Consider the following 17,963-nt stretch of genomic DNA (forward strand, 5'->3'; position numbering starts at 1 on the left):
TGTAAAGGACGTGATCATCATGGCGAAACTCGCATTTTTAGGTCTTGGCGTTATGGGGTTTCCCATTGCAGGTCATCTGCAATCTGCAGGTCATGATGTGACGGTGTACAATCGTACGACTGCGAAAGCTGAAAAATGGGTGTCCGCGCATAGCGGGCATCTGGCAACCACCCCGCGCGAGGCCGCTCAAGGTGCAAGTATGGTCATGTCTTGCGTTGGTAATGACGATGATCTGCGGTCCGTCTGCTTGGGTGACGATGGTGCGTTTGCGGGCATGGCTCCCGGAGCCATTTTTGTGGATCACACGACGGTCTCTGCTGCTGTGACGCGCGAACTTCATGACGCTGCGGCCGAACAAGGTATTGCGTTTATTGACGCGCCTGTTTCGGGCGGTCAGGCGGGTGCCGAGAACGGGGTGCTGTCCGTGATGTGTGGTGGTGCCCAAGATAGCTATGACACGGCCGAGGCGGTCATCAGCGCCTACGCCCGTATTTGTCGCCGCATTGGCGATAGCGGGGCAGGGCAGATGACCAAGATGTGCAATCAAATCGCTATCGCAGGCTTGGTACAAGGTCTGTCAGAGGCGCTGCATTTCGCCCAAAAGGCTGGCTTGGATGGCCGAGCCGTTGTTGAGGTGATCAGCCAAGGTGCGGCAGGTAGCTGGCAGATGTCGAACCGCTATGAAATGATGTTGGATGATCACTTTGAACATGGTTTTGCTGTGGATTGGATGCGCAAGGATTTGGGTATCTGCCTAGACACGGCTGATGAAAACGGTGCGAGCCTACCAGTGACTGCACTTGTCGATCAGTTTTATAAAGACGTGCAAAAGCTGGGTGGTGGACGTTGGGATACGTCATCATTGCTAAAGCGGTTGCAGGCGCTGGATTAAGTAACTGGAGCATGGCGCGCGACTGCGATCACATGCGCCATAGTTTGCCCTATATATAGCTAAAACAAGAGTGACATGGGCGTCGAATGTTGCTTAGGTTGGGGCTAATAACGATGTCATCGGCGGTCGCTGTCGCAAAGATTACCGATTTGACATCATTGCTTGCAAGATATGAAGCAAGCGGCGTAATTAGGCGCGCAGTTGGGTCAGGATTGTTTTTCTTCTGATTCTGTGGCTCGCGCCATAGTAGTTTAGTATCGAATGGTAAGGTAACCGCGCTGATGAATATCGAAGACTGGCCAATTTTAAAAAGTCGCGGCTTCTTGGCGCTTTACAGCTTTACCCAAAAAGGGGTTTTCCCAGAAAGCGTATCTGGCGCTGCTGACGTGGCCTTGATCGGTCAACGTGCAGAGCAAAGCGTGGAGCTGTTGCGCGCCGCGTGTTATCTACCGGATGCGTGTACTGTGATCGTACGGACTTCAGACCGCACGTCGGTTGCGACCCTGCAGGGCGGGTTAGTTTGCGAGGGCGATCAGTCTTTGAACATCGGGCTGTTTCTGCCAAAGACACGCGGCCTTGACGTGGTCGAGCTAGAACAGTCATCCGAACGTCCACAATTTGACGATCTGGGGCTGCAAACGCTTTTGAACATATGCGAGCGGATTGAGCGATGTGAAATTGCCCGCGTTATTCGCCTACGCATCGGGGATAAGGAAATATCAATTCAGGCCCACCGCGGAAAATTCGATATTTTGGCGGGTGCAAAGACCCCTGTGGAGATTTCTGAACTTGTTAAAGGCGCTGTCTCTGCAGGCGAGCAGGTCGCCTATTCTGTGGGAGAGACGGATAGCGAAGCATCTAATTTGCAGTATGCGCTGCAGGATCTTCTTGGCCTTGGGGATCAGGGTGAGGAGAGCGATCGGGTGGAGGTTGGTGCGATGAGTGATGCATATGGGGTACTAAGTTTGCGCCATGCCGCACAAAACATCAAAAAGGGCGAAATAAATCTTGCAATTGAGGTGAGAGATTCGTCCAGTAAAGTCATTCTTCGGTCGAATTTGGGAAGGAAATAGAGGCGTCAACATCACTTAAAGGTGAAGCAGATCTTTATTTTCCCCCTAGCTATAACAGTTTTAAGTCATAAAACAGACGCAATCGGATGGTCTTGTGACGTTAAGGTCAAGTGGCCTGTTGTTGTTAAAGATTGTTATCTGTGTTGGATATATTCATGGTTACTCCTGCTACGGTGCAAAGCCACCGCCGAGCTTTAGATAAGTTCGAACTAACAAAATCAAAAGACGCTAAGCGTGCTATCGAACAGTTGGTGCGTGTTAGTGATAAAATGGAAAAGATGGTCGTGCCGGGTGCGCTTGACCGTACTTTGGAAATTCAGAAACGGCTTTCGAAATTTGAAACCCGGATTTCTTTGGTCGGGCAGGTGAAGGCTGGTAAGACAGCCTTGGCAAATGCGATGATCGGACAGCCGGGTCTATTACCGTCCGATGTCAATCCTTGGACGTCTGTTATTACCTCGCTTCATATGAATACCGCGCAGCCGGCTGGCAAAAGCGCGGTGTTCCAATTTTTTGATAAGGAGGAGTGGAGTGAGATGACCACCATGGGTGGTCGCTTGGGCGAGCTTGCAGCACGTACCAATTTCGAAGACGAAGCTGAAGAAATGCGTGATCAGGTACGCGAACTGCAGGGGCGTGCAAAGCAGCGGTTGGGCGTGAATTTCAAATTGCTATTGGGAAACACCCATAGCTTTGGAGAATTCGATCACGGGCTTGTTAAGCGTTATGTTTGTCTGGGCGATGACGATGAAACCGGGAACGGCAGCAATGGTCGTTTTGCTGATCTGACGAAATCTGCTGATCTGTATTTTGACAACCCGCAGTTTCCGCTCCCGGTTGTGATACGGGATACCCCCGGCGTAAATGACCCGTTCCTTGTCCGTGAGGCGGTTACCCTTAATAACCTTGCTGAGACTGACATCTGCGTCATATGTCTAAGCGCCCATCAAGCGCTGAGCACTGTGGATATTGGCTTGATCAACATCATCATGGGCTTGCAGCACGAACAGATTATTCTGTTCGTCAATCGGATTGATGAGCTTGAAGATCCGCATCGTCAGATCAATGAAATTGATAGTTACATCCGCAGAACTTTGAAAACGCAAAAACTGCCGCAAGACATTCCAATTGTTTTTGGCAGCGCGAAATGGGGACAAGCCGATATTTCTGGTGACTACGATGCATTGTCAGAGCAAAGCCGTGCCGCTTATCAGAGTTTGAAAGATTCGCGTGCAAGTAGTGGGAATGTGACCCGACTTCCGAATGGTAAAAGCGCGGTAGAATCCGATCTGTCGGGTATTTCACAGCTGATGAAAGTCATCGACGCAAAGTCCGCCCATGACGTGAGCTGGCCCTTCATCGAGAAATTGCGTGATGAATGCCTTGATCTGGTGAACCAATCGACTTTGTTGTTGCGCGATGCGGTTGGCAGTCAAAATACGGCCGGTGCAACAATGTCTGCATCAGATCTGTCCGCACGTATCGCGCAGATCATTAGCAAGCTAAATGATGACTACGATGCGCTTACGAAAAGCTCGTTGAAGATGACAACTTATGCGATGTCTGATGTTTACCGCTCGTTTATTCTGAATGGTAAACGGGACCTTGAAAAGTTGGTTGATAAGGGCGAAGGGTTGAAGCAGTGGTCGCCAGAAACCGAAACGCTGCGTCGCGATTTGATAAGCGCCTACAACAATTTTTCAAACAAATGTACAGCGCAGCTACGTGAAATCATGCAGGAAACCGCTGATAGTATTGCCGGGCTTTATGCAGATGTTTTAGGAACCGAATCTGGGTTATTCCCGGTCGTCGGACCGACATTTAGCCGTCCGAAAACACCTGTTTTCTTGATGAAAACAATGACGATCGACCTAAGCACGGGTTGGCTGGGGCGTATGTTTTCAAAGCAGCGGAAAAAAGCCACATACGTTGCAAACTTTGAAAAGCTTGCGACAGAAGAAATGGCTGCAACCATCCATGATCTTCAGCAGGACTACATCCAAGAATTCGCAACGCAAACCCGCGTTCAGTTGCAAGGATTTATGGACGAACACATCAAAACGCTGCGGAACCTAGTGTTGCCAGCTGATGCGCCAGAAGTTGCACAAATGCGCCAGTCATTTGGACTTGAGAGAGAAGTTACGCAACGCATCGCAGCTTTGGATGAGATCCGGGACGCTCTGCACCATGTAACACGGCATGATTGCGATATCAGCCATCTTTCAGTGACGGCTATCTAAACATGACCGGTAAGATCTCAGATAAGGCCAAAGCAGTTTTGTCCGTGTGGTCATCCCAAAAGCCGGGATTTTCGCTGATGGGCGAATACAGTGCGGGCAAGTCGTCTTTACTGAACATGCTTTTGGGGCAACCACTTTTGCCGACAAAAGTGACAGCAACACACCTGCCAACCGTTTGGATCACTTACGGCGAAACCCGCAAGTTAGAAGTCTTAGAAAACAACGGTAAGCTGACAGAACTGTCCGAAGATGGTCTTGATTTTGGAACCTTGCACGCGCATTTGGCTATTCGATTTACCCTGCCAGCTGAGATTCTACGCGATGCAGATATTGTCGATACCCCTGGTATTTCTGATCCGAACCTTGCGGTCGATATTGTGCAGCTTATCGGTCCGCATGTTGATTTTGTTGTTTGGTGTACCGCTGCAAACCAAGCATGGCGCCAAACTGAAAAAGCGGCTTGGAAGAACATTCCATCCTATGTGCAACGTCAAAGTCTGTTGGCGGTGACTCGTGTTGATCAAGTGGGCAACGACAAGGATGTGCAACGTGTGATGTCGCGTTGCAAGCGCGAGGCCGGTAAATCGTTTCACAGTATTTTGCCGATCTCTGCAAAATTGGCCCGTAGTGACGCGGACGATAGCTGGACGACAAGCGGTGCTGCTGATCTTACCGCTGCAATTTCGAGCCGCGTCGCGGATGCTATTCAATTTCGTGCTGAGCGTGCAGAGCGCGAAGGCGATTTGGTGCAAGAAGTTGCGGTTGAAAACGATCGAATTGAAACTGAAGCGCCCGTTGACGCGCCCAAACAGGCCGATGTTAAGGTCCAAGTCCAAGAATTGGCAGAAGTTTTGTCTAGGGCTGCAAATGTAACCACAAATGACCAATTTTTCGCCCTAATCGATCATTTAAAAGACACCTTTGGGCGCGATGAACACTCATCCGAGTCGCACGCTGGTACGATTAACAACTTGTTATCAGTGAGCATTTTAAACGACACAAACCTATCCACCGCAATCACTCAGGTCCGACATGAAATTAAAGACTTTTCTGAAGGATCTTGGTGTCGGTTGGACAGGGTCAGTTAAAGCTGAGACGCCGGTCGTCTCAGGCAACGAATTGGGAACCGAGGAGAGCTCGGAACCTCCCAAAATAGGCGGGAATATCCCCCAACAAACTGTAACTAGTAAGGAAAAAATTATGTCTACAGATATCTCAGGTCTTTCAGGAATCGGTGGTTTTATCGGCGCATGTCTGGTTGATAGTGAAACTGGTCTGATGATGGCATCAGAAGGTGGCGGCAAGCTTGACCTTGAAGCTGCTGGCGCTGCGAACACAGAAGTCGTTAAAGCTAAACTTTCAGCTATCGAAATGCTGGGCCTTGACGACAGAATCGATGACATTCTGATCACATTGGGCAAACAGTTCCACCTGATCCGCCCTCTTGAGCAGTCCCCGACAGTCTTCTTGTACGTTGCTTTGGACAAAAAATCTGCAAACCTTGGCATGGCACGTGTTCAGGTTAAAAAGGTAGAGCAAACACTCTCACTTTAAGCAATTATCACAGCGGCACATCGTATGCCGGGCTGTAAATCTAGACTGCATCGAGGGCTTTCTCGGTGCAGTTTTTTTGTGCGAACTACTGTCGGGACGATTGGTTCAAGAGGGGGGCTTATCGACCGCATCCTCGAAGAGGAAGGGTTTAGGCTGCGATAGCCAAAGTCCTACCCCGTGTTTCGGAGGGCGGAAAGCGCGCTTCGCCGTCTTTCACCAGAACAAACGCTGGACAAAAGTGTCCCACTTTCAGCGGGGGTAATATCTGGTGGGACAAAAACGTAACCTAACTATTTGATATTAAATACCAAAAAGAAAGAATGGTGCCCAGGGGCGGAATCGAACCACCGACACGAGGATTTTCAATTTTCCTAGGCGTCCAATCAAACTCTCGCATTTAGCTTCGAACCGACGCAAAAAGTGTTTCGCTTCAATACCCTGTGGTCTCCAATCAATTGTAGGGCAAACCAGTCCGTTTCAGTCAAGCTCACCACTCTCGGCACCCATCAGGCACCCAGTGGCCACACCTGCCGTCCACAACGCTCCATCAAGCTTGTTTTTGAGTTCCCCATTTCGGGTTTCCGGCAAGTAGGTTGGTTGATATCCTAGACCCTAGTTCGCCCATCCTACCGATTTGAAAGTTCCAGCATATTGAGCCGCTTACAACAAAAACCACTGGCAGGGCTCTTCCTCAATCCCTTTGGCAAACATGCCAAGTACATGCAGTACGATGGGAACGAGATTGTCGTACAAGCCAAGCCTTTGGTCTACGGCACGCTGAGAGAACTAGCATCCGCTCCAACAGTTGAGAATGGTTTTTGGGGTGCGTCTCTGACGCTTCGATTGGATGACCAACCTGCACACTTTCTCAAAGGCGCCCGGCCCAAAGACGCGGTCAATTTTTCGAACGCTATTCGTGAGGACTGGGAAGCGGCCATTCAGGCCGATCTTGAACAAAGTCGTGCACTCATTGATGCATTGGTGCTGCAAATTGGAGAGCTTTCTAACCCAGCGACCTACCCGGCAGCGTGCGTGGTGTCTCCAATACTAGAGCGTGCTCGCGGTCTCGATCAGCGTCTTCTTTCCAAGCTACCACAAGAGGCCCTAGAGGATGCACATCGGGGTCAAATCGATAAAATACAGGGATTTGTACGAAACGCTCGGCACTTACGGCAGCAGGCAATTTCAGCTTTCGAGGAACGACAATTGGTTCAGTGGGCCGAGTTTTTCGAGACATTTGAAAGCAACCCGCTAACACTAGAACAACGGAAATCAATCGTTTCGGATGAAGATGCAACACTGGTTTTGGCTGGCGCGGGCTCAGGGAAAACCAGCGTCATAACGGCCAAAGCTGGTTACTTGTTAAAGTCTGGTGCACGCAGACCAGAGGAACTTCTGCTGTTGGCGTTTGCAAGTGCTGCCGCCAAAGAGATGAGTGAACGGATAGAGGCAAAGTGCGGTGAGCCGTTGGAGGCCAGAACGTTTCATTCGTTGGCCTATGACATCATAGGGACAGTTGAGGGAAGCAAGCCAGCGCTGGCCGCACATGCCACCGACGACAAAGCGTATCTTGCCTTGATCCGAGATATTCTCAGGGCCTTGGTCAAGACGGCTTCTGAGGTGTCCAAGTCCATTGTTGGTTGGTTTTCCCACACCCGTCTTGATGAGAAAAGCGAGTGGGATTTCAAGAAAAAGCACAGCTACTACACTTACATTGAAAAGCTTGATCTTCGCACCCTTCAAGGGGAGCAGGTTAAGAGCTTTGAAGAGTTGATGATTGCCAACTGGCTGTATGAGAACGGCATCGAATACGAGTACGAACCCGACTACGAGCATAAGGTTTCCGAAGGTGGCTTCCGTGACTACTGTCCAGATTTCCGCTTAACAAAAAGCGGCATCTACATTGAGCACTTTGGTGTTCGACGTACGAAATCGGCAGACGGAACCTATCGGCTGTCAACTGCGCCATTCGTAGATCGCGAAGAATATCTCGCTGGCATGGACTGGAAGCGTGGTGTCCACGCCGAACACGAAACGACTTTGATCGAGACGTTCAGTTATGAACGAGAAGACGGTTCGCTGCTGGATGCCCTTGCCGAAAAAATTGCGCCCTTTGAGACCGTCAATCCAAGATCCCCTGAAACACTCTTTGACAGGGTGGTCGAGTTAAACCAAGCCGACAGCTTTGTGCAGCTGCTTGGAACCTTCTTGAAACATTACAAAGGAGGTGGATACCAACTCAACGAATGCGCCGAGAAAGGGCGTACCTTGAAACTTGGCAAACGGGCTTCAACCTTTTTGTCGATTTTTGAGCCTGTTTATTCAGAATATCAAACACAGCTAAACGGACGGATTGATTTTGAAGACATGATCCTGCGGGCAACCAAGTATGCCGAGACGAAAGAATATCGCAGCCCTTTCAGACACATCTTGGTAGATGAATTTCAGGACATCTCCCGCAGTCGAGGGCGCTTGGTCAAAGCACTAAAGGCACAACACAGTGATGCACGCATTTTCGCAGTTGGCGATGATTGGCAATCGATCTACCGATTTGCCGGGTCCGACATCAATCTCATGCGAAATTTCGGCGACGAGTTTGGGGGAGTATTTGATGGGCAATCTGGTGTTCACCGCACTGTAGATTTGGGAAGGACTTTCCGTTCAGTCGATCAGATTGCACATGCTGCAAAGAGATTTGTGCTGCAAAACCCGGCCCAGTTGAACAAGACAGTGATACCAGCTGGCACGTCAGATATGCCTGCGTTGAAAGTTGTCTCGACAATCAAAGCCGATGAGAAAAACAAGCTGGAGCAAGTGCTTCACTCGTTGCAAGGGACGGCCCAACGAATGCAGCCAGTCTCGGTTTTGTTGCTTGGCCGTTATCGACACTTAGCCCCATCCAATCTCGCGCAACTGCGTCGCAAGTTCTCGGATTTGGACATCTCGTTTCGCACGATCCATGCATCGAAAGGGCTAGAGGCAGATCACGTGGTGATCCTGAACATGTTTCGTGGCCGTACAGGCTTTCCGTCAGAAATTGTTGACGACCCACTCCTAAGCCTTGTTTCGCCGGAGGCCGAGCCATTTGAGAATGCCGAAGAACGCCGGGTTATGTACGTCGCGCTGACACGCGCCCGAAAATCCGTGACTCTAATGGGTTCAGCTTCAAAACAATCAGCCTTCGTTTCCGAGTTGTTGGATGATCCTGAATACGGGACAACCGGCGCAGACGAGCAAGTAGAATTCAACCACACATGCGGCGAATGTGGTGGGCATCTGATTCCTGTTCCTACCAAAGATGGTCGGACATGGTACAGGTGCGAACATGCCACACTCTGCGGACATTCATTGAATGCATGTGCTTCCTGCGGCATTGGCCTGCCAGATCGGAACAAAACCACAGGTATGAGCAAGTGTTCTTGCGGCGCTGAATACCCGAGCTGTCCAAGTTGTGAAGACGGGTGGCTGGTCGAAAGAAAAGGGAGATATGGCTCGTTTCTTGGATGTGTCAGTTTCCCTCGCTGCAAAGGTAAGGCGAAGATTGCAAAAAAGAAAAATTGACCCATTCTGTGGCTCTACAGCGAATTGAGCAGTCTAGATTAACTCCATCTATTCCAGCAAATGGATGGGATCATTTCGCACCTCCTCACTATGGCGCCCTTCAATTATTGGGGGTTGAGATCATGCACGGTGCATTCCGCATTTAACCGCTCAGTGCGAAGTAGAAAACAAACCGACCTCCCAAAGGTTCAGTGCGGTTCTTGCTCTTCAAGCATGTATTCCATTTCGAAGTCATAGTCGGGCTCAGCAAGAGAATGATCAATGTAACCGACGTCAACAGAACTCGGGGCATCTAAGAGCTCTACATTTTCGAGTTCATATACCACAGATTTTTCGTCTTCGTCGTCTTGAAAATGACTGATCTCAAGCAAAAGGAAAGCGTCAAACTCAGTTTCTTGCTCAACGGAGGTCGAACCCATCGAAATATAGTCTTTGTCGATAGAATCTCTGATAGAGAAGCTAATTTCACCATAAACGTTGGCAGTGATGCTGACTGGCACCCTGAAAGCAAATCCCTGCGTGCCAACGCGGACAATGTCGATATTAGTGCTTTCGTCTTCCAACCCAGGAATCTCAAAATCGACAAGGGATAGACTCGCGCCCTCATCCTCGCCTGGCATTGGCCCATCAAATTCTAGGTAGGGACATTCCGACTCCACCGCATATTCTAAACGTGACGTGAGGTATTGCGTAAAATCAGGATCACCTGCGCGAACCAAACCCAAAACATCCTTGGCAAGAGGAACTGTTTCCTCAGCCAAATCATTCAATATCTCAAGAGCTTTCCCAAGATCATCTACGACATCGATGTACTCGCTCTGTTCCGCGAATGATTTCCAGTCTCCGTCATTGCTGACCGCAAGAATCCGTTTTTGTTTTTCAATCGCCCAGCGTTCCAAAGTCAGAAGTGCGATGGCATCCGGGAACTCATTCTTTTTGCCTTTACTGGCAAATGGAGCATCATTCTTGAAGTATCGGTCCAACAGTGACCTAACAGCGACTGTGTCCGCAGAAACAACCTCGGCTCCGGCATTCGTGGTAAATTCAGCCAGCTGGTTTTTCGCGTGTTCGGAGGGCTTCAGCATACCATCTCGAATAGCTTCCAACTCGGCGCACTGCTGATCAGAGAGTTGGCTATTCGACCGACCCGCTCTGATTGCCTTGATCAGCGCATCCTGTGTTGCTTTTGCTTTTTCTGTTAGCGGCTTGTGGATTTCTCGCACCGTGATTTTTGACAACAGAAACTGCACTAGGCCATCTTTGAATTGGTCGAGTTGACCCACCAATCCGGTATCAAATTCAAGATCGTTGGAATAAACTACTTGAGTATCAATCGTAATTGCGTCGTATTTCACGGCCTAACCCAACCTTCTTCGAAATCTTCATCGGCGACTCAAGATTTCTATGCCCGGCGTCTTCGCCAAAAGTACCCATCTGATAGCACTACCTTTCGCTCCCCTTCAAGTTGTACCCTGACACGCGGATTCTGGGTGTCTTACGATGTCTGTATGAAACAGATGCTGACAACCAAATCGCTCGACGCGATGCCACGGGCGACCACCAAAAGGTACGAGGTGAGCGACCAGAAAGTAAACGGCTTGCATGTGCGTGTGTCGACCACAGGTGCCAAGGTGTTCTACACGTTGGTCCGACCGAACGGTGCGCGTAGGCGTATCAAAATCGGCCCTTAGCGCCCCGTCCTCCCCGTACATTTCGAAAGGAAACAACATGCGAAATCGCGTGAACCATACCGCTCGCCCTCGTAAAGGGCATCCCTACGCATTCAAGGATTATGACGACGACTGCATCATCCACCAAAGCATGGTGGGTTTTCTGGAAAGTCTCTGGAAAGGATCGCCTTGTGATAGCTGCTTCTTTCTCGCGACTACGGACCCTGACGGTGAGAAATGGCGCAATCATGTCGTCCATGGCAACAATATCACTGTAGGGCTAAACAGGTTTTTTCGCGAGTATTCGCGATGGGATTTCAACTTGTATTTCTGCCCCAAGCCTAACCAGAATCCACTATGGCTCAGGCTGGTGGCACCCATATGACACCCAAGTCAAATGCGACAAGCACAACCAGCATACTCAAGACGGTATTTATTAAACTTTTTCAGTAAGTTAAGTGGTGCCCAGGGGCGGAATCGAACCACCGACACGAGGATTTTCAATCCACTGCTCTACCCCTGAGCTACCCGGGCACGGGTTGGTTATGCTTGCTGCATCCCCTTGGGTAGCGGCGTTTTAGACGCGGTGGCGGGGGGTGTCCAGAGGGAAGTTGGGTTAAATGCACAGTTAGTGCGGTTTCTTTTCCTCGGCGGCGCGAAGTTCGTTTTCCAACTCTTCTGTATCCTCGGGATCGGCGGCTGGAATCGCGTAACTGCCGCTAAACCATTTGGCCAGATCGATGTCTGCACAGCGCTTAGAACAAAAGGGTCTAAACGCTGTCTCTGTTGGTTTTTTGCAGATCGGACAGGCCATTAGAGGTTCGCAAAGAGTTGTTTGGGGAACGGCGCGCGTTCGCGTTTTCGCTGTAGTTCAAACAGCCCCATCGGGGTCCAGCCGACGAGCGAGGTTTCGATTGGGTCGTTCTTGAAAGCGGCGCGTAGCGATTGCTCAAGCTGTTTGCGGTGCGCCTTGGACATCGAAACGAAATCTACGCTGACTTGTCCGGCAAGTCCGCGCAGTCGTAGTGCACGGGGCAGGGCGCGGGCGGCGGCAAGGTTTGCCTTAAGCGCAGCGGCTGGCGATGTGTCATTGCCGGTGTTGACGTCAACTGCGACAAGGGCGCGCGTTGGCTCGACGTACATCGTGCCTTCGCCCAATGGCACCATCGGGCCTTCTAGTGCTGCGAGCTGATCGAGTACGCCGTGTGTTTCGAAGCTACCTGCGTCGGTCACGACGTTTGCTACGCTGGACCATTCGCGCCATGCGATTGTGTGCGGTCCATCGCCTTCGGTCAGTGCCTCGGGGGTGGTGCCTTCCGCGTCACCTAGGACAGCGTCTGCAAGCGATAGCATCGCAACGATGTCTTCGGCAATTTCAGCCTCATCCGCGGCTTCGCATGATGACCGCAGGATTAAGCCATGTTCGCTGTCAAAGACTTCATGCGCGATGGCCAATAGGTTGTCGCGTGTGTCTTCGTCTGTGATTTGACGCGAGATGTTCAGGCCGGGCTTGCCCGGAGTGACAATCGCGTAGCGGCTTTTGAAAAGTACGCGGTCAGTCACTGGAATTGCTTTGCCGCCTTCACTGTATCCGGTCACTTGGATCAGCAGTGGTTGGCCGGGACGCAGGCCTTTGCCCGCGCGTAAAAATGCGGTTTCGCCGTCAGGTAGGCGCAACATCATCCCGCCTTGGCCCTTGATAGGGCGGTCGCAGATGCCACGGTAAATTGCGCCGGGGCGTGGGGCGTCAACGTCGTCGATCAGCAGATCGTCGAGCTTGCCATCGACCAGATATGCGGCGACTTCGATATCGCCAATGTGGTCAAGAATGATTGAGCGCCCCTTCATGTGTCACCTTTATAAAGTGGGAAACCTGCAGCGGTCAAAAGTCCGGCGGTCTCTGTTAACGGTAGGCCGACGATCCCTGTGTAGGATCCGTTGATCCAGGGGATGAATGCGCCTGCTGGGCCTTGGATGGCGTATCCGCCTGCTTTGCCTTGCCAGTCGCCGCTTGCTAGATAGGCGTTCACTTCGGCATCTGATAGCTGCTTCATCGCGACGGTGCTTTGGACGTCTTTTTGCCAAATCTGATCGCCGCGTTTGACGGCGACCGATGTGATGACCTTGTGCCGACGGCCAGAGAGCGCGTAAAGAAATGCCGCGGCTTCGCCCGTATCGCCGGGTTTCCCCATGATACGCCGGCCCAATGCGACGGTGGTATCTGCGCAAAGCACGACCTCGCCTTCGCCCGCAACAACCGCAGCAACCTTTTCAGCAGCGATCCGGTTTACGTAATCGCGCGGCAGTTCAGCTTTGTGAGGGTCTTCGTCAATATCGGGTGGGCGAATCGCGATGGGCGTTACGCCTAGCTGCGCTAACAGTTCGAGCCGCCGTGGCGAACCGGATCCAAGCACAAGCTGAAGGTCTTGAAGAGGGGGGAGCGTCGTCATTGGGTTGCCGTTTCGCTGTTGCTAAGCGGCGGCCGCGTTTTGCCCAAAGGCAAAACGCCGACCCGCAGTGGGCGAAACATGCGTTTCGCCTTATTTAAAGCGATAGTTGATCCGACCTTTAGTCAGATCGTAGGGTGTCATCTCGACTTGGACTTTGTCGCCAGCCAGAACCCGGATGCGGTTTTTGCGCATCTTACCTGCCGTATGCGCGATGATCTCATGGCCGTTTTCCAGCTCGACCCGAAACGTCGCGTTTGGCAGAAGTTCTTTCACGACACCTGGGAATTCGAGCAGTTCTTCCTTGGCCATGTGATCTCCTGTGTTTCACCTCCGCCGAACTTGGCGGACGGCGCCTAAATGCGCCCGAAACCATCAATTTTCAAGGCCTAATCAGCGCGACGCCACGAATGTGACGGTTTTGATGTTAAATTTAGATCAATTTAAGCGCTAGAAGCGGCTTTGACCTTGCCCGGACCCCAGCGTTTGATCAGTCGGCCTTTGATTTGGTCGCGTGCCTGACGGTACATTTCAAGTCGTGCCTCACGGTCATCGCCAATGCCCGTTGGGTCAAGGATCGGCCAGTATTCGACTTCGATGTGATAAAACTGGGTCAAATCAAGCGCCCGGCGTTGGCTTGCGGGGGAAAGCGCGAGGACAAGGTCAAACGAAGACAGATCGTCGCCCCATTCTTCCATTTCGTCGAATGTGCGGGACCGGTGGCGCGATAGTTCGACCCCGATTTCGGCGCAGACGGCGACGGCGAAACCGTCGATTTCAAGGTCATTCTTTACGCCGACTGATTGGATGTAACAGTCTTTGCCATAAAGGCTTTTCATGATTCCTTCGGCCATGGGGGACCGCACGGAATTATAGTCGCAGCAAAACAGTACAGACTGCGGTAGAGGCTCGAATTTGTCGCCGTCCACCAATTCAGCCACCAAAATGAAGAACGCAAATAAGGGTGAATAGGCGGCGCGCGGTGTCGGTGTCGACGTCGGCTTTGCCTTCTAGGCGCTCTTGCAGGACGCGGGCACCTTCGTTGTGAATGCCGCGCCGCGCCATATCGATGGTTTCGATCTGGCTGGGGGGCAGTGTTTTGACGGCGTCGAAATAGCTTTCGCAGATTTGAAAATAATCTTTGACGACTTGGCGAAACGGACCAAGCGAAAGGTGGAATTCACCTGCTGGGCTTTCGTCGTCAGTTTGGATGTCAAACACGAGGCGGCGTTCGCGAATAGACAGGCCAAGCCGATACGGCCCCGGCGGCACTTCGCGGCCTTCGCGGGCGGGCAGGTCAAAGCTGTTATCTTCAAGCAGATCAAACATCGCGACTTTGCGCTCTTGTTCGATCTCGGGCGTGGGCGCGGGCAGGCCGCTGTCGTCTATTGTGATGTGGCTGATTTTGCTCATGGTTCACCTGCATTCAGACGATCCAAACGCGCGCGAACAGATAGCCCGTGCGCCTCTAGGCTTTCGGATTTGGCGAGCCGTTCGGCGGCTGGGCCAATTGCGGCCAACGCTTCTGGGGTCATGCGTGATAGGGTCGTGCGTTTGATGAAATCCATGACGGATAATCCACTTGAGAAACGAGCAGAACGTGCCGTGGGCAGAACGTGGTTCGGTCCCCCAATGTAGTCACCAATCGCTTCGGGTGTCCAACCCCCGATAAAGATCGCGCCAGCGTGCGTCACCTGATCGGCCAATTTTTCAGCATCTGCTGTACATAGCTCTAGGTGTTCGGGCGCGATGCGATCAGACAGGGCGACGGCTTCGTCCATGTTCGCCACAGTAATGACCGCACCAAAATCACGCCAGCTGGCACCCGCAATTTCGCGACGTTCCAGCGTTTCTAGCCGCTTTTCAACTGCAGCTACCACGGCCTGACCGAAATCAGCGTCGTCTGCAATCAACAGCGATTGTGCGCTTTCGTCGTGCTCTGCTTGGCTTAGTAGGTCGAGCGCGATCCAGTCGGGATCGTTGTCTTTATCAGCGATCACCAAGATTTCCGAAGGGCCAGCGATCATGTCGATGCCGACCTTACCAAAGACCCGGCGCTTGGCGGCTGCAACAAATGCGTTGCCGGGCCCCGTGATTTTATCAACAGGCGCGATTGTATCGGTGCCATAGGCCAATGCAGCCACGGCCTGCGCTCCGCCAATGCGATAGATTTCGTCAACGCCAGCGATCTTTGCAGCCATCAGAACTAGGGGGTTGGTTACACCGTCCGGTGTTGGCACGACGATAGCCAAACGGCCGACGCCTGCAACTTTTGCCGGGATCGCGTTCATCAAGACAGATGACGGGTAAGATGCCAAACCGCCCGGCACATATAGCCCTGCAGCTGACACGGGGGTCCAGCGCCAACCCAAGGTCGCGCCCGTGCCGTCTGTCCACATATCGTCTGCGGGCATTTGCCGGGCGTGGTACGCGCGAATCCGTTCTGCGGCCAATTCCAACGCTTCGCGATCTGCGTCACTGACCTTTGCGCATTCTGCTTCGATCTCGGCCGCTGAAAACCGCATAGTTTCAGGCGAAAGTTCTAGGCGGTCAAATTTGGCCGTCAGTTCCAACACCGCCGCATCGCCACGCGCACGCACGTCAGCGATGATATCTGCCACGATATGATCGACATCTGGGCTGTCTTCGCGCTTTGCACCCAATAGGGCGATAAAGCGGCTTTCGAAATCGGCATCAGATGTGTTTAGAAACTGTGGCATAGGGCACTCCTTCAGCGCAGGACATAGCCGCCCTCGCGACGCGCATCAATGCGCCATTCTATCACTCTGGATGGGTTGGAGCCTTGCCTGATGGGGCGACGTAGGGGCGGGTCACATCGCGCAAGATAACCTCAAGCGCTTCGACCTCGAACGCGATGGCGCCATCGCCCGCCAGTGTTAGCTCAACGCGACCTGCACCATCTTCACCGGGGGTAAAGCTGATGGACAGCAGTGAAAACACCATCTCAGGATCGGATTTGTCTACCCCTTGGCTTTGGACGCGCATCACGTCTTCGAAAGCGAGAACAGCTTGGACCCGTTCGTGGCCGTGACGCACTGAATTTTCAGCGTCCTCCCAGCGGTAACGGTTCAGCAGCAAGGCAAAGCGACGCGCCTTGCGATCCCAGCGCATTTCAGACGCTGGGAATACGGCGTCTTGGACCAGTGCTGCGATCACTGTCAGGTCGTCGGCATCCAGTGCTTTGAGGCGCAGCGGGGCCTCTTTGCCATCTTCGAAACGTGCGTCTTCGGTCATTATTCAGATACCCGTTCAATTTGTGCGCCAATCGCGCCCAGCTTTTCTTCGACGTGCTCATAGCCGCGATCAAGGTGATAGACGCGACTGACGACAGTTTCGCCTTCGGAGGCAAGGCCCGCCAGAATCAGTGAAACAGAGGCGCGCAAATCGGTCGCCATAACGCGTGCACCTTTGAGGCGCTCAACACCATGCACGGTTGCGGTGCCGCCGTGTACTTCGATGTTTGCGCCCATGCGGATCAGTTCTGGGGCGTGCATAAAGCGGTTTTCAAAGATTTTCTCTTCAAGAACAGAAGTCCCTTCGGCTGTACACAGCATCGCCATCATCTGCGCCTGAAGGTCAGTTGGGAAGCCGGGGAATACTTCGGTCGTGACATCAACGGCATTCGCACGGTCGCCACGGCGTTTTACCTTTAGGCCATCGGGGGTTTCCGTCACCTCAACACCAGCGGCGTCCAGTTTTTCAACGAAGGATGTGACCAAATCCATCCGGCCACCAAGGCATTCCACCTCACCACCTGCAAAGACAGGGGCCAGCATATATGTGCCAAGCTCGATCCGGTCAGTGACCACAGGGTGGGTCGCTGCGCCAAGGCTGTCGACACCTTGGATGGTGATCGTGCTCGTGCCTTCGCCTTCGATCTGGGCGCCCATGCGACGCAAACAATGCGCAAGGTCAACGATTTCAGGTTCACGGGCTGCGTTTTCAATGACCGTGGTGCCTTTGGCCAATGTCGCGGCCATCAATACGTTTTCAGTCGCGCCAACGGATGCAAAGCGAAGCGGAACGCGCGCACCTTTCAGGCCACCTTTGGCCACTGCATGCAGATAGCCGTCTTTCAATTCAATCTCTGCGCCCATCGCTTCAAGGGCGGTGACGTGAATGTCCATTGGGCGTGCACCAATCGCACAGCCGCCGGGCAGGGACACAACAGCCTGATGATGACGGGCCAGCAGGGGACCAAGAACAAGGTTCGAGGCGCGCATCTTGCGCACGATTTCATAATCGGCAGTCGTCGATGTCATGTCATGCGATGACAGAACCTGCACTTTGCCACCTTGCATGGATGTGACTTCGACACCCAAAGACTGCAATAGTGCTGTCATTGTCTTAATGTCCGACAGGCGTGGCGCGTTTGTCAGCGTCAGCGGTTCCTCTGACAGCAAGGTTGCAGGCATCAGTGTCAGCGCCGCGTTCTTTGCACCCGCAATCTGGATTTTTCCGTTGAGGGGTTTGCCGCCTTTGACAACAATCGAATCCATGCCTGC

At 52.4% G+C, this 17,963-nt stretch carries 17 protein-coding genes and 1 tRNA gene; 7 read left to right on the forward strand and 11 right to left on the reverse strand.

Annotation, left to right across the window (positions count from 1 at the left end; genetic code table 11):
* Positions 1-19 precede the first annotated feature (19 nt).
* From CLV80_RS07675 to CLV80_RS07700, 6 genes are all read left to right on the forward strand, one after another.
* Positions 20-892, forward strand: coding sequence for an NAD(P)-dependent oxidoreductase (locus CLV80_RS07675; protein ID WP_106356588.1), 873 nt, complete (start codon positions 20-22; stop codon positions 890-892).
* Between the two features lie 281 nt (positions 893-1,173).
* Positions 1,174-1,965 carry a hypothetical protein gene (locus CLV80_RS07680; protein ID WP_106356590.1) on the forward strand — a complete coding sequence of 264 codons (792 nt, stop codon included), beginning with the start codon at positions 1,174-1,176 and terminating at the stop codon, positions 1,963-1,965.
* 155 nt (positions 1,966-2,120) lie between these two features.
* Entirely contained in the window at positions 2,121-4,205 is a 2,085-nt protein-coding gene (locus CLV80_RS07685) for a dynamin family protein (protein WP_106356592.1), read from the forward strand.
* Positions 4,206-4,207: 2 nt separating this feature from the next.
* A complete protein-coding gene (locus tag CLV80_RS07690) occupies positions 4,208-5,293 on the forward strand; it encodes a dynamin family protein (protein WP_106356594.1) in 1,086 nt (361 codons plus the stop codon).
* A gap of 112 nt (positions 5,294-5,405) precedes the next feature.
* Positions 5,406-5,759, forward strand: coding sequence for a hypothetical protein (locus CLV80_RS07695; protein ID WP_106356597.1), 354 nt, complete (start codon positions 5,406-5,408; stop codon positions 5,757-5,759).
* A 720-nt stretch (positions 5,760-6,479) separates the two neighbouring features.
* Positions 6,480-9,320 carry a UvrD-helicase domain-containing protein gene (locus CLV80_RS07700; RefSeq protein ID WP_106356599.1) on the forward strand — a complete coding sequence of 947 codons (2,841 nt, stop codon included), beginning with the start codon at positions 6,480-6,482 and terminating at the stop codon, positions 9,318-9,320.
* Positions 9,321-9,508: 188 nt separating this feature from the next.
* On the opposite strand, the gene CLV80_RS07705 is transcribed toward CLV80_RS07700, so the two are convergent.
* Positions 9,509-10,675, reverse strand: a complete 1,167-nt coding sequence (locus tag CLV80_RS07705; RefSeq protein ID WP_106356602.1) for a PIN domain-containing protein — start codon at positions 10,673-10,675, stop codon at positions 9,509-9,511.
* Between the two features lie 153 nt (positions 10,676-10,828).
* Between CLV80_RS07705 and CLV80_RS07710 the strand changes: the two genes are divergently transcribed.
* On the forward strand, positions 10,829-11,011 hold the full coding sequence (locus CLV80_RS07710) for a DUF4102 domain-containing protein (protein ID WP_207766538.1): 183 nt from the start codon (positions 10,829-10,831) through the stop codon (positions 11,009-11,011).
* A gap of 438 nt (positions 11,012-11,449) precedes the next feature.
* On the opposite strand, the gene CLV80_RS07720 is transcribed toward CLV80_RS07710, so the two are convergent.
* From CLV80_RS07720 to murA, 10 genes are all read right to left on the reverse strand, one after another.
* A tRNA-Phe gene (locus tag CLV80_RS07720) sits at positions 11,450-11,524 on the reverse strand.
* A 94-nt stretch (positions 11,525-11,618) separates the two neighbouring features.
* Complete coding sequence (locus CLV80_RS07725) at positions 11,619-11,804, reverse strand: DNA gyrase inhibitor YacG (protein ID WP_106356607.1); 186 nt, start codon at positions 11,802-11,804, stop codon at positions 11,619-11,621.
* Positions 11,804-12,838, reverse strand: coding sequence for a ribonuclease E/G (locus tag CLV80_RS07730; RefSeq protein ID WP_106356608.1), 1,035 nt, complete (start codon positions 12,836-12,838; stop codon positions 11,804-11,806). Before CLV80_RS07730 ends, CLV80_RS07725 begins: the two co-directional genes overlap by 1 nt.
* Positions 12,835-13,440, reverse strand: a complete 606-nt coding sequence (locus tag CLV80_RS07735; RefSeq protein ID WP_106356609.1) for a Maf family protein — start codon at positions 13,438-13,440, stop codon at positions 12,835-12,837. The genes CLV80_RS07730 and CLV80_RS07735 overlap by 4 nt, the downstream gene beginning before the upstream one ends.
* Before the next feature lie 90 nt (positions 13,441-13,530).
* Positions 13,531-13,749 carry a translation initiation factor IF-1 gene (infA, locus tag CLV80_RS07740; protein ID WP_007205486.1) on the reverse strand — a complete coding sequence of 73 codons (219 nt, stop codon included), beginning with the start codon at positions 13,747-13,749 and terminating at the stop codon, positions 13,531-13,533.
* 131 nt (positions 13,750-13,880) lie between these two features.
* Positions 13,881-14,369: an arsenate-mycothiol transferase ArsC gene (locus CLV80_RS07745; RefSeq protein WP_106356611.1), complete on the reverse strand. Its 489-nt coding sequence runs from the start codon at positions 14,367-14,369 to the stop codon at positions 13,881-13,883.
* Between the two features lies 1 nt (position 14,370).
* Positions 14,371-14,850, reverse strand: a complete 480-nt coding sequence (locus tag CLV80_RS07750) for a UPF0262 family protein (protein ID WP_106356614.1) — start codon at positions 14,848-14,850, stop codon at positions 14,371-14,373.
* Entirely contained in the window at positions 14,847-16,157 is a 1,311-nt protein-coding gene (hisD, locus tag CLV80_RS07755) for a histidinol dehydrogenase (RefSeq protein WP_106356616.1), read from the reverse strand. The genes CLV80_RS07750 and hisD overlap by 4 nt, the downstream gene beginning before the upstream one ends.
* Positions 16,158-16,218: 61 nt before the next feature.
* Positions 16,219-16,692: a DUF2948 family protein gene (locus CLV80_RS07760; protein WP_106356619.1), complete on the reverse strand. Its 474-nt coding sequence runs from the start codon at positions 16,690-16,692 to the stop codon at positions 16,219-16,221.
* Positions 16,692-17,957 (reverse strand): UDP-N-acetylglucosamine 1-carboxyvinyltransferase, encoded by a 1,266-nt coding sequence (gene murA / locus CLV80_RS07765; RefSeq protein WP_106356621.1) that lies wholly within the window; start codon positions 17,955-17,957, stop codon positions 16,692-16,694. Before murA ends, CLV80_RS07760 begins: the two co-directional genes overlap by 1 nt.
* Between the last annotated feature and the right edge of the window lie 6 nt (positions 17,958-17,963).

The organism is Yoonia maritima (genome assembly GCF_003003285.1).
GTDB classification, from domain to species: Bacteria; Pseudomonadota; Alphaproteobacteria; order Rhodobacterales; family Rhodobacteraceae; genus Yoonia; species Yoonia maritima.